Raw genomic sequence first — 12,284 nt, 5'->3', positions numbered from 1 at the left:
GGCTTTGTTCGATTGCCCCCGCTCGCCCCGTGCGCATATTCGACCGTCAGACGGAAAAGAGACTGCCCGGCCGAGAACGGGCATGCCGGAGAGCTTACCATGGAAGAGATGCGTTTCGCCCCCCTGCGCTTTGCCCCGTTGCGCTTTGAGGGCCGGGTGGCCGTGATTACCGGGGCCGGCCGCGGACTGGGACGGGCCTATGCCCTGCTGCTGGCCGAACGCGGCGCCAAAGTGGTGGTCAACGATCTCGGCGGCGCGATCCGGGGCGATCTCGATGCGCCGGGCGCGGACGTCAGCGTCGCACAGCAGGTGGTGGATGAGATCGTGGCGGCGGGCGGCGAGGCGATCGCCAACACCGATTCCGTTTCCACCCCCGAAGGCGGCAAGGCGATCATCCAGGCCGCGCTCGACCAATGGGGCCGGATCGACGTGCTGGTCCACAACGCCGGCAACGTCCGCTACGGATCGATCCGCGATCTTTCCGGCGCCGACCTCCATTCCGTGCTCGACGTCCATCTGCTGGGCGCGTTCCATGTGGTGCAGGCCGCATTCGGGCCGATGTGCGACGCGGGATATGGCCGCATCGTGCTGACCAGCTCGGTGGGCGGGCTCTACGGCAATCTCAACTGCGTGAACTACGGCATGTCGAAGTCGGCCATGCTGGGCCTGAACAATGTCGCCGCGCTGGAGGGCGAAGCGCACAACGTGAAGTGCAACGTCATCGTGCCCGGCGCGGTGACGCGCATGGCCGAAGGCATCGACATCTCGCAATATCCGCCGATGGAGCCCGAACTGGTCGCTCCGGTGGTCGGCTGGCTGGCACATGAGAGCTGCCCCGTCACCGGCGAAATGTTCGCCTCCATGGCGGGCCGCGTGGCGCGGATGTTCGTGGCGGAAACGCGCGGGGTCTATCGCCCGGAATGGACCATCGAGGATGTCGCCGCGGCTTCGGACGCGTTTCATGACAAGGCCGAAGTGCTCGATTTCGGCCTGCACGGGCACGTCGATCATATCGGCTATTCGTTCAGGATGGCCACAGCGGGTGCGGATGCCTGACACGCTTAATGAACAACAGTGTTGACAACTAGCGCTGCAATTCGCAACTCTGGAATCAAAGGGCGGCCTCAGCAGAGTCGCCGCGAAGAGGATGCCACGCGATGGAAATGACCTGCCTCAAGTCCGACGTGCCTTCGCCCGAGGAACTCGATATCCCGGCGCTCAAGGCCAAGTATCTTCAGGAGCGCGACAAGCGCCTGCGCCGTGAGGGCGGCGAGCAGTACGTGCGGCCGACCGACGACTTTTCGGACAACTACGCCCACGATCCGTTCACCCCGGTGGCCGAGCGCGAAGCGCTGGCGGAGGATATCGACGTTGCCATCCTGGGCGCCGGTTTCTCGGGCATTCTGGCCGGCTATCACCTGCACAAGCAGGGCGTTTCCAACGTCCGCAATATCGACCATGCCGGCGGTTTCGGCGGCGTCTGGTACTGGAACCGCTATCCCGGCGTGCAGTGCGACAACGACGCCTACTGCTACCTGCCGCTGCTGGAAGAAACGGGCTTCATGCCCAGCAAGAAGTTCTCCGACGGCTGGGAAATCCAGCAGTACTGCCAGGACATGGCCGAGCGGTTCGACCTGGCCGACAAGGCGCTGTTCCACACGCTGGTCACCGGCATCCGCTGGGATGAGAGCATCAAGCGCTGGCATGTGACGACCAATCGCGGCGACGACATCCGCGCCCGCTTCGTGGTTATGGCGGGCGGCGTGATGAACATGCCCAAGCTGCCCGGCATCCCCGGCATTCACGACTTCAAGGGCAAGATGTTCCACACCAGCCGGTGGGAGCATGACTATACCGGCGGTTCGTGGACCGCGCCGGAACTGGAAAAGCTGCGCGACAAGCGCGTCGCCATCATCGGCACCGGCGCCACTTCGGTCCAGGCGGTGCCGCACCTCGCCAAGTATGCCAAGCACCTCTACGTGCTGCAGCGCACGCCATCGAACATCGACGAGCGGCCCAATCCGCCGACGAATCCCGAATGGGCCGCCTCGCTCCAGCCCGGCTGGCAGCAGGAGCGCATGGCCAACTTCCACCGCGCCGCGCAGCAGTTCTTCATCCCCGGCGAGCCCGATCTGATCTGCGACATCTGGACCGAGATCAGCCGCAACCTCGCCATCGAACTGGGCGAGGAAGGCTGGCCCGCGCTCGAACCGCTGGAGTTCATGGACCGCCGCGAAGTCGTGGACTTCCAGGTGATGGAACGCCTGCGCCGCCGCGTGGATTCGATCGTCGAGGACAAGGACACGGCGGAGAAGCTGAAGCCGTACTTCCGCTTCATGTGCAAGCGGCCGCTGTCCAACAACGATTACTACCCTGCCTTCAACCAGCCCAACGTCACGCTGATCGACGTTTCGGCGACGCAGGGCGTGGAACGGATGACCGAGAAGGGCTTCGTGGCCGACGGCGTCGAGCATGAGGTCGATCTGGTGATCTTCGCCAGCGGCTTCGAAGTGACCAGCGACCTCAAGCGCCGCTGGGGCATCGACACGGTGGAAGGACGCGGCGGCAAGTCGATCTACGACCACTGGACCAATGGCGCGAGCACGTTCCACGGCGTGATCACCGACGAATTCCCGGCGATGTTCTACATGGGCTACATCCAGGGCGCGACGAACTCGTCCACCACCGAGCAGTTCGGGCGCCAGGCGGAACACATCGCCTTCATGATCGGCGAGACCAAGCGCCGGGGCGCCAGCACTGTCTCGGCCACGAAAGAAGGCGTCGAAGGCTACTGCGCGCACTGCAAGGAAAACGAAGTCGACATGTCCGGCTTCCAGAACGATTGCACGCCCAGCTACTTCAACAACGAAGGCGACAAGGAACTGAAGTGGGCGCTGTTCCGCGGCTATCTGCCCGGCTGGGACGCCTTCCGCGACATGCTGGGCGACTGGCGCAAGGGCGACGGGCATCCTGGCGTGAAGTTCGAGGACGCTTCACCCGACGAGGCGAGAGCAACCGCGGAAAGCCTGGTGGAAGAGCGCTGAGGCGTCACACGGTGGACCAAACCTCTCCCGGCATGTCGGCCGGGAGAGGTAGCCCGCCTAGCGCCCCTTCCACTCCGGCTTGCGCTTCTCGGCAAAGGCGCGCGGGCCTTCCTGCGCGTCGCCGCTGTTGTAGGTAAGCTCATGCGCAGCCCGCGCCGCCTGTAGCGCGGCGGAGCGGCCCATCTCGGTCGAGAGCATCACGGTCTCGCGCGCGGCTTTTACCGATAGGGGCGCGCCTTCCAGCACTTCCAGCGCCAGTTCGATCGCCGCGTCCAGCACCGCACCGGGCTCGGCCAGGCGGTTGACGAGGCCGATCTCGTAGGCGCGCTGGGCGGTGATCGGCTTTCCGGTGAGCATGATCTCCATCATGATCCGCTGCGGGATCATGTGAATCAGCGGCGAGGCCCAAGGACTGCCGCGCCCGACTTTCACCTCGGTAATGGCGAACTTCGCATGGGTGCTGGCGACACAGAGGTCGCAGGCCTGCGCGATCATCCAGCCGCCGGCGAAGGCATGGCCGTTGACGGCAGCAATGGTGGGCTTGGTCAGTTCGATGGTGTCGTAAGGCAGCGCGTAGAGATCGCGCGGCGGCACGGCCATGCCGGTTTCCACCATCTCCTTGAGATCGCCGCCGGCGCAGAAAGCCTTGTCGCCGCTGCCGGTGAGGATGGCGATGCGGGCGGAGGCGTCGTTCTCGAAAGTCGCCCATGCCTCGCGCAGCCCCTCGCGCACTTCGCGCCTCAGGCAATTGCGCTGTTCGGGGCGGTTGATGGTGATGACAGCGATGCCGTCGTCATGGGCATCGTAGAGGACAGCTCGGCTTTCTTGCGAACTCGACACTTCAGAAGCCCCTTTTCTCGATCTCATGGGCGGTGCGCGACAGGTCCTCGCGGAAGTCGGGATGGGCGATGGCGACCAGCCGCTTCGCGCGTTCGGCCAAAGTCTGGCCCTTGAGCAGCGCTGCCCCGTATTCGGTGACGATCACGTCCACTTCCGTCCGCGCCGTGGTGACGGGGCCGGAGAGGGCGGGGACGATCTTGCTCAAGCTGCCGCCCTTCGCGGTGGAGGCCAGCACGATCAGCGAGGCACCGCCCGGCACGCGCGATCCGGCGCGGACGAAATCGACCTGTCCGCCGGTGCCGCCGAGGTAGGTGTGCCCCGATTGCTCGGCATTGACTTGCCCGGTCAGGTCCACTTCCAGCGCGGAGTTGATCGTCACCAGCCGGGTAAGCTGGATGATCGGCTTCACCCCGTGCGTATAGCTGCTGGGCATCATCTTGATCGCGGTATTGTTGGCGGCCCAGTCGTAGAGCCGCCGCGTGCCGATCAGCGCGCCGTTGATCGAGACGCCACGGTCGATCTCCTTGCGCGCATTGGTCAGCACGCCGGCTTCGGCCAGATCGACCAGACCGTCGCCCAACATGCCGGAATGGACGCCCAGGTCCTTGCGGTCGTGCAGCAGGCGCAGGATCGCGTCCGGCACCGCGCCGACGCCGGTTTGCAGCACGGCGCCGTCTCCGATGAATTCGGCACAGTGGCGGGCGATGGCCTCGTCGGTCGGCCCGATCTTCGCCGGGGCCACTTCCACCGGCGCGCGGCTGACGTGGACGGCGACGTCGATCAAGTCACCGGGTATCGTCTCGCCGGGAACATAAGGGACTTGCTCGTTGACTTCGGCGATGACGAGGCGGGCCTTGTCCACCGCCGCGCGCACGTAGTCGGAGATCAGGCCGCAGCTGTGGTTGCCTTGCGCATCGGCCGGGCTGACCTGAATCATCGCCACATCGCAGGGCATGATTCCCCCCTCGATCAGGCAGGCGATCTGGCTGACGTGAACGGGGATGACGTCCAGCGCATTCGCCTTGGTCATGCTGCGCAGCGCGCCGATCGCGCCCATGCTGGAAAGACGGAAGGATCGCGCGCTTTCGGGCGTGAACAGGCCGGAGAAGCTGGTGGCGATGAAGGCGTGGAGGCTGCCGATGGCCTCCCCCTGTTCGATCAACGCCTCGACCAGCGTGGTCGGCTCGCCGCAGGCTTGGCCGAAGACCACGCGGTCTCCCGGTTTCAGAAACCGGGAAAGGTCGAGTTCGGACGCGGCGAGCTTGATGGTCACAGCTTGCCGGCCTGCCGCAGCAGACGTTCGGCACGGGCGAGGTACGGACGGTCGAGCATGCCGCCTTTCCAGCCGATGGCGCCGACGCCGGGGTTGGCGGCGAACACGTCGACGATCTCCTGCGCTTCGGCGATCTCGGCCTCGGTGGGGGTGAAGGCTTCGTTGATCACCGGGATTTGCGCCGGGTGGATCGCCATCATTCCGCGATAGCCGTCGCGGCGCACCTTCTCGGCGCGGGCCTTGAGCGCGTCGAGGTCCTTGAAGTCGGCAGAGATCGTCTCGATCGCGGTCACGCCCGCCGTCGCTGCGCCCAGCACGGTGAGGCTGCGCGCCAGTTCGTAGGTGAAGGAATACGAGCCGTCCGCATTCTTGTTGGACGAAGCGCCGATGGAGTCGGCCAGGTCTTCCGCGCCCCAGGTCAGCGCCACCACGCGCGGCGCGCCCTTGTAGTCGCCGGTGTGGAACATCGCCTCGGCCGTCTCGGTGATCAGCACGATCACCGGGGTCGATCCCTGCTCGATGCCGTTCGCCACTTCCAGCGCTTCGAGGTAGCGGTCCAGCGTCTCCACGTCCTGCCGGCCATAGACCTTGGGCAGCATGATCCCGCCGGGACGCGCGGGCATGATCGCCACAAGGTCGTCCAGCGTGTGCGGGCCGTCGAGCGGGTTGATCCGCACCCAAAGGCGGCCGCGCTGATCGGGGTTGGCGGCAATGAAGTCATGCACCATCGGGCGCGCGGCGGCCTTGGAATCGGGCGCGACGGCGTCTTCCAAGTCGATCAGGACGATGTCGGCCTCGCCCTCCATCGCCTTGGTCATCTTCTTCTCGCTGTCGCCCGGCGCGAAAAGCCAGGAGCGGGCGGCGATTGCTTCGTGCTTGGGCATGTTCTCTCCAGTCGTCATCCCCGCGGAAGCCGGGATCGCGGGCAGCCAGACCCCGCGCTTCCGATTACGATCCCAGCTTTCGCCGGGATGACGGGCTTTCTCAAGTGGAGCGGCCTCAATAACTCTTGGGGAGTTCCAAAACCCTCTCGGCGATGAAGTTCATGATCTGGTGCGGACTGACCGGGGCGATGCGCGGGATCATCACTTCGCGCAGATAGCGCTCAACGTGGTATTCCTGCGCATAGCCCATGCCGCCCATCGACATCACGGCGGTCTGGCACGCCTCGAACCCGGCCTCGGCGGCGAGGTACTTTGCGGAGTTGGCCTCCACGCCGCAGTCTAGCCCCTTGTCGAACAGGGTGGCAGCCTTGAACACCATCAGGCTGGCCGCCTCCACCTGCATCCACGCCTTGGCGAGCGGGTGCTGGATGCCCTGATTCTGGCCGATCGGCCGCCCGAACACCACGCGTTCCTGTGCATAGCGTGAGGCCCGCTGGATCGCGACGCGGCCCAACCCGGTCGCCTCGGCGCCCAGCAGCACACGTTCGGGATTGAGGCCCTTGAGCAGGATGCGAAAACCCTGGCCTTCCTCACCGATCAGATCCTCGTCTGGGATGAACAGGTCGGTGATGAACATCATGTTGGAGCCGACGGCGTGGCGGCCCATCTTGGGGATGATCCGCGTCTCGATATGTTCACGGTCCAGCTTGGTGTAGAAAAGGCTGAGGCCGTCGGTCTTCTTCTTCACTTGTTCCAGCGGCGTGGTGCGGGCGATGATCAGCATCCGATCGGCGATGTGGGCCTGCGTGATCCAGACCTTCTCACCATTGACGCGGTAGCCGCCCGGCACCTTTTCGGCGCGGGTCTTGAGGCTGGTGGTGTCGAGCCCGGTGTTCGGCTCGGTCACGGCGAAACACATCTTTTCCTCGCCCGAAAGGATCGGCGGGATCATCCGCTGCTGCTGTTCCTCGGTGCCGAACAGCATCACCGGCTCCAGCCCGAAGACGGGCAAGTGGATGGAGGATGCCGCCGTCATGCCGCCGCCGCTTTCGGCCACGGCCTGCATCATCACGGCCGCCTCGGTAATGCCCAGCCCGGCGCCGCCGACGCTTTCGGGCATGGCCACGCCCAGCCAGCCGGCATCGGCCATCGACTTGTGGAACTCATACGGGAATTCGCCGCTGCGATCCTTTTCCAGCCAGTACTCGTCAGAGAACTGCGAACAGTGCTTGAGAACCGCCTCGCGGATGTTCTGCTGGTCGTCGGTCAGGGCGAAATCCATGGCGTTCCTCTTGTCTTCCCGCTCCCCGAACTAGCAGCGGGCCCTTTGCCTCACAACCATCATCGTGCCGATATGCGTCCATCAAACGCAAATACGAATGGTTTTCGCTCGGGCGTTGCGTTACCCATTGGCCAACGAGAAGGAGAGGACCTTGACCGCGAGCAAGGATTCGAAAGGTGACGGACCATTAGCCGGCCTGCGCGTGGTGGACCTCACCAGCGTGGTCTTCGGCCCCTATGCCACGCAGATCATGGCGGACATGGGCGCCGAAGTGATCAAGGTGGAACCGCCGGAGGGCGACAACACCCGCTGGATCACCCAGGGCCCGGTGCCCGGCATGGGCGGCATCTACGTCAACGTGAATCGCGGCAAGCGCGGGATAGTTCTGGACTTGCGCGCCGAGCAGGATCGCGAGAACCTGCGCGCGCTGATCGCCACGGCGGACGTCTTCATCCATTCGATGCGCGGCAGCGCGATCCGCAAGCTGGGCTTCGATTACGAGGCGGTGCGCGCGATCCGGCCGGACATCGTCTACACCAATTGCTACGGCTATTCGCGGCGCGGTCCGGAGGGCGACAAGCCCGCCTATGACGATACCATCCAGGCCGAATGCGGCATCCCGCATGTGCAGGGGCTGATGAATGGCGAGCCGGGCTATGTCGCCACGATCATGGCGGACAAGGTGGCCGGCCTCCACGCGCTCTACGCGACGATGATGGCGCTCTATCACCGCGAGCGCACGGGAGAGGGCCAGGAAGTGGAAGTCACCATGTTCGAGGCGATGACCTCGTTCATGCTGGTGGAGCACGCCAACGGCGCGATGTTCACGCCGCCGACGAGCCCCGCGCATTATCACCGCGCGGTCGAGCCGAACCGGCGGCCATACAAGACGCAGGACGGCTACGTCGCCGCGCTGGTCTACAACGACAAGCACTGGAACGCCTTCATCGAATCGGTGCAGCCGGAATGGGCGACGGCGGAGTTCTCCACGCTGGAAAAGCGCGCCCGCCAGATCGGCCGGGTCTATGGTCTGCTGGGTGAGACATTTCTGACGCGCACTACGCAGGAATGGCTCGATACCCTGCGCGGCCTGCACATCCCCTGCGCGCCGTTGCGCTCCACCGACGAATTGTTCGACAACGCGCACCTGAACGCCATCGGCTTCTTCGAAGAGGTCGAGACCGAGCAGGGTCCGGTGCGATTCCCCGGCGTGCCGACGTGGTTTTCCGCGACGCCGGGCCGGGTACGCGGGCCAGCGCCCACGCTCGGGCAGGACAACGAAGCGGTGCTCGCAGAACTGGCCGAAGAGGCCCCCAGCGTCGCCCCGGCGATAGCAGTCGATTCCAAGTGAACAGTACTGTTGATTTCACCTGACAGTGTCCCGAGGCTTGGGCTAACCACATGTTCAAGCCGTGCCTTGGGAAAAAGAACGGCAACCTGATTCCCCCCGCATCGCGGGCAGAAAACGGATCGAGAGGAAGGCAAGACGATGTACGACGATCAACCCCAGGCCGAAGCGCCTGTTTCGGCACGCAAGGGCACCCCGGTTTTCAAGCGCATTCTCGACCTGTTCGAGGCTGAGGGCATCAAGACCCTGTTCGGCATTCCCGATCCCAACTTCGTCCACTTGTTCCTCGAAGCCGAATCGCGTGGCTGGACCGTCGTTTCGCCGCACCACGAAGCGTCCGCCGGCCACATGGCCGCCGCCGCCGCCCGCATCACCGGCAAGCCCGCACTCTGCATCGGTACGCTCGGGCCGGGCATGGCGAACATGATGCCCGCCATCCAGTGCGCCAAGGTCGAGAACGATCCGGTGATCTTCATGGGCGGCCAGCGCGCCCGCATCACCGAGCGCCGCGTGCGTCGCGGTCGTATCCAGTTCGTGCGGCAGGAGCCGATGATCGAGGATTCGGTGAAGTTCTCCAGCTCGATCGAATATGCCGACCAGACCGACGAGATCGTGCGCGAAGCCATCCGCGTCGCCATGTCGGGCACGCCGGGGCCGGCCTATATCGAGTATCCCGCGCACGTCATTCTGGAAGAGCTGGACCTGCCGCCGGTGCTGCCGCCGCACCGCTATCGCCTGACCATGCAGGGCGCCGACGGCGACCGCATTGCCGAAGCGGCCGAGATCATCCGCAATGCCAAGAATCCGGTGCTGCTGGTGGGCCACGGCGTCTACACCGCCAAGGCCGGCGCCTCGGTCAAGGAACTGGCCGAACTGATGCAGTGCCCGGTCATCCAGACCTCGGGCGGCACCTCCTTCATCGAGGGGCTTGAGGACCGCACCTTCCCCTATGGCTTCTCGGAAGCGTCGATCGACGCCGTGGTCGAAAGCGATTGCTGCGTGGCACTCGCCACCGAACTGGGCGAGCCCAGCCACTATGGCCGCTGGCGTCACTGGGTGGACAACGAAGCCAACCGCAAGTGGATCTACGTCCAGCAGGACCCGACCGCGATCGGCGTCAACCGCCCGATTGACGTGCCGCTGGTGGGCGACGTGCGCGCCGTGGTGCCGCAGCTTGTCCGCGCTCTCAAGGACACGCCGCGCAAGGCTGCAGCGTCGCTGGCCGAATATATCCAGCGCGATGCTGACCAGCTTGTCGAACTGGCCGAGGAAGCCGCCGGCAAGCCCGATGGCTCCACCGCGAAGATGCACACCAGCCAGTTCGTCACCGAAGCGACCAAGGCCTTCCCGAAGGACGGCATCCTGATCCGCGACGGCGGCGCCACGGTGATCTTCCAGTGGACCTATTCGCAGGCCAAGCCGCACGACGTGATCTGGAACCAGAACTACGGCCACATCGGCACCGGCCTGCCCTATGCGACGGGCGCCATGCTCGCCTACCAGGCCGAAACGGGCAAGCAGCGCCCGGGCATGCTGATCACGTCGGACTCCTCGTTCCTGTTCCATGTTGGCGAACTGGAAGTGGCGGTGCGCAAGAACCTGCCGCTGGTGGTGATCGTCGGCGTCGACTTCCAATGGGGCCTCGAAGTGGGCGTCTACAAGCGCACCTTCGGCAAGGGTACCAAGGAAACCGGCGTGCACTGGTCCGACAAGGTCCGCTTCGACAAGATCGCCGAAGGCTTCGGCGCGGCAGGCGAATACGTCGAGAAGGCGGAAGACATCGGCCCGGCCATCCAGCGCGCCTATGAGCGCGGCGGCTGCACCGTGATCCACGTCCCGATCGACCCGGCCGCGAACTCGGAAGAAATGCCGAACTATTCGGAATTCCGCACCTGGTACGCCGAAGGCACGCAGTAAGCCGGACACCGGAAAACCAATGCAGACCTGAAGCGAAGCCGCTCCCTCTCGATCCGAGTGCGGGGCGGTTTTGCTTTAGGAACGGGAGAGAACGATGCGCAATTACACCCAGTTCTACATCGACGGTCAGTGGGTCGATCCCATCGCTCCGCGCACCGCACAAGTCGTCAATCCGGCCACCGAGGAAGTCTCCGGCACGATCTCGCTGGGTTCGGCTGCCGATGTCAACAAGGCCGTGGCCGCCGCCCGCCGCGCTTTCGCCACTTTCGGCGAGACGAGCGCGAAGGAACGCCTCGACCTGCTCGAAGCGATCCTGGCCGAATACCTGAAGCGCGAAACCGAACTGGGTGAGGCTGTCAGCGAGGAAATGGGCGCGCCGATGTCGCTCGCCTGCGGGTTCCACACGCTGCTGGGCAAGGGCCACCTGTCCACCGCGATCGAAGTGCTGAAGGACTTCAAGTTCGAGGAACAGCGCGGCGTCACCCTGATCCGCAAGGAGCCGATCGGCGTCTGCGGCCTGATCACGCCGTGGAACTGGCCGATGAACCAGACCTGCGTAAAAATCTTCCCGGCGCTCGCCGCCGGCTGCACGATGATCCTGAAGCCGCCGCAACTGGCGCCATACTCGGCCCAGATCCTGGCCGAAATCCTGCATGATGCGGGCGTTCCGGCAGGCGTGTTCAACATGGTGCAGGGCAAGGGCAGCGAGATCGGCACCGCGCTTTCCACGCATGAGGATGTGGACATGATCTCCTTCACCGGGTCGGAGCCGGTGGGCGTGCAGATCCAGAAGGACGCGGCCGATACCGTGAAGCGCGTCGGTCTCGAACTCGGCGGCAAGTCTGCATGGATCGTCCTCGACGACGCCTCGCTCGCCGCCAACGTCGCCGCCGCTACCGGCGGGATGATGGGCAATTCCGGCCAGACCTGCTCGGCCGGTTCGCGCCTGTTGGTGCCGAACGCGCGCATGGACGATGCTATCGCCGCCGCTACCGAAGCCGCGAACGGGGTGACCGTAGGCGATCCCAAGGGCAACTTCGCGATGGGCCCGGTCGTCTCCAAGAGCCAGTACGAGATCATCCAGGGCTATATCGAGAAGGGCCTGGAGGAAGGCGCCAAGCTGATCGCCGGCGGTCCCGGCAAGCCCGATGGGCTCGACAAGGGCTACTACGTCCGCCCGACCGTGTTCGTCGGTTCCAATGACATGGTGATCGCGCGCGAGGAAATCTTCGGCCCCGTCCTCGTCATCATTGGTTACGACGATATCGACCACGCGGTGGCCATCGCCAACGATTCGAACTTCGGCCTTGGCGGCTACGTTTCGGGCGAGGACCTCGACGCGGCGCGCGCGGTTTCGCGGCGGATGCGCACCGGGGCGATCTGGGTCAACGGCGGGTTCGACTTCCACGCGCCCTTCGGGGGCTACAAGCGTTCCGGCAACGGACGCGAATGGGGCGAGCACGGATTTGCCGAATATCTCGAAACAAAATCGGTAGTTGGCTGGAACCAGGCCTGATTGCGGCGGTGGATCGGAGCGGCACCTGGCCGTGCCCTCCGACTCGCCCCCGCATTAAACTGTTGCAATCCTACAACGGACATCCGTGATAATTCCGCCAATGCGTCGTTACATTTCTTGTTAATCGCTACGTAAATCTCTTCGCGTACCGCCGCCGTGTTCCCTTCTGACCACTTCTCG

9 protein-coding genes are annotated in these 12,284 nt (G+C 64.8%); 5 read left to right on the top strand and 4 right to left on the bottom strand.

The features are described 5' to 3' along the window. Positions 1 to 99: 99 nt before the first annotated feature. Together ACZ1J6_RS19590 and ACZ1J6_RS19585 are read left to right on the top strand one after the other, a co-directional pair. Positions 100 to 1,056 carry an SDR family NAD(P)-dependent oxidoreductase gene (locus tag ACZ1J6_RS19590; RefSeq protein ID WP_465127840.1) on the top strand — a complete coding sequence of 319 codons (957 nt, stop codon included), beginning with the start codon at positions 100 to 102 and terminating at the stop codon, positions 1,054 to 1,056. 101 nt (positions 1,057 to 1,157) lie between these two features. Next, on the top strand, positions 1,158 to 3,044 hold the full coding sequence (locus ACZ1J6_RS19585) for a flavin-containing monooxygenase (protein ID WP_465127839.1): 1,887 nt from the start codon (positions 1,158 to 1,160) through the stop codon (positions 3,042 to 3,044). Positions 3,045 to 3,101: 57 nt separating this feature from the next. On the opposite strand, the gene ACZ1J6_RS19580 is transcribed toward ACZ1J6_RS19585, so the two are convergent. From ACZ1J6_RS19580 to ACZ1J6_RS19565, 4 genes are all read right to left on the bottom strand, one after another. Continuing rightward, entirely contained in the window at positions 3,102 to 3,884 is a 783-nt protein-coding gene (locus tag ACZ1J6_RS19580) for an enoyl-CoA hydratase/isomerase family protein (RefSeq protein ID WP_465127838.1), read from the bottom strand. Position 3,885: 1 nt separating this feature from the next. Further along, a complete protein-coding gene (locus tag ACZ1J6_RS19575; protein WP_465127837.1) occupies positions 3,886 to 5,157 on the bottom strand; it encodes an acetyl-CoA hydrolase/transferase family protein in 1,272 nt (423 codons plus the stop codon). Then, positions 5,154 to 6,041 carry an HpcH/HpaI aldolase/citrate lyase family protein gene (locus ACZ1J6_RS19570; protein WP_442046443.1) on the bottom strand — a complete coding sequence of 296 codons (888 nt, stop codon included), beginning with the start codon at positions 6,039 to 6,041 and terminating at the stop codon, positions 5,154 to 5,156. The genes ACZ1J6_RS19575 and ACZ1J6_RS19570 overlap by 4 nt, the downstream gene beginning before the upstream one ends. 115 nt (positions 6,042 to 6,156) lie before the next feature. Then, positions 6,157 to 7,323: an acyl-CoA dehydrogenase family protein gene (locus ACZ1J6_RS19565; protein ID WP_465127836.1), complete on the bottom strand. Its 1,167-nt coding sequence runs from the start codon at positions 7,321 to 7,323 to the stop codon at positions 6,157 to 6,159. A gap of 151 nt (positions 7,324 to 7,474) precedes the next feature. Between ACZ1J6_RS19565 and ACZ1J6_RS19560 the strand changes: the two genes are divergently transcribed. The 3 genes from ACZ1J6_RS19560 (at position 7,475) to ACZ1J6_RS19550 (ending at position 12,104) form a co-directional block, all read left to right on the top strand. Then, positions 7,475 to 8,674, top strand: a complete 1,200-nt coding sequence (locus ACZ1J6_RS19560) for a CaiB/BaiF CoA transferase family protein (protein WP_465127835.1) — start codon at positions 7,475 to 7,477, stop codon at positions 8,672 to 8,674. 138 nt (positions 8,675 to 8,812) lie between these two features. Next, a complete protein-coding gene (locus tag ACZ1J6_RS19555) occupies positions 8,813 to 10,588 on the top strand; it encodes a thiamine pyrophosphate-binding protein (RefSeq protein WP_465127834.1) in 1,776 nt (591 codons plus the stop codon). Between the two features lie 94 nt (positions 10,589 to 10,682). After that, the gene (locus ACZ1J6_RS19550) at positions 10,683 to 12,104 is read left to right on the top strand and encodes an aldehyde dehydrogenase family protein (protein ID WP_465127833.1); all 1,422 of its coding nucleotides are present in this window, start codon (positions 10,683 to 10,685) and stop codon (positions 12,102 to 12,104) included. Positions 12,105 to 12,284 lie beyond the last annotated feature (180 nt).

The sequence above is a fragment of the Novosphingobium sp. BL-S-21 genome, assembly GCF_055521655.1.
The sequence above is the reverse complement of the archived record's forward strand: the minus strand, read 5'-3'. Positions and strand labels throughout refer to the sequence as shown.

Coding starts and splice junctions, on each gene's coding strand:
- ACZ1J6_RS19590 (WP_465127840.1), top strand. CDS start 100: ATGGAAGAGATGCGTTTCGCCCCCCTGCGCTTTGCCCCGTTGCGCTTT.
- ACZ1J6_RS19585 (WP_465127839.1), top strand. CDS start 1,158: ATGGAAATGACCTGCCTCAAGTCCGACGTGCCTTCGCCCGAGGAACTC.
- ACZ1J6_RS19570 (WP_442046443.1), bottom strand. CDS start 6,041: ATGCCCAAGCACGAAGCAATCGCCGCCCGCTCCTGGCTTTTCGCGCCG.
- ACZ1J6_RS19565 (WP_465127836.1), bottom strand. CDS start 7,323: ATGGATTTCGCCCTGACCGACGACCAGCAGAACATCCGCGAGGCGGTT.
- ACZ1J6_RS19555 (WP_465127834.1), top strand. CDS start 8,813: ATGTACGACGATCAACCCCAGGCCGAAGCGCCTGTTTCGGCACGCAAG.
- ACZ1J6_RS19550 (WP_465127833.1), top strand. CDS start 10,683: ATGCGCAATTACACCCAGTTCTACATCGACGGTCAGTGGGTCGATCCC.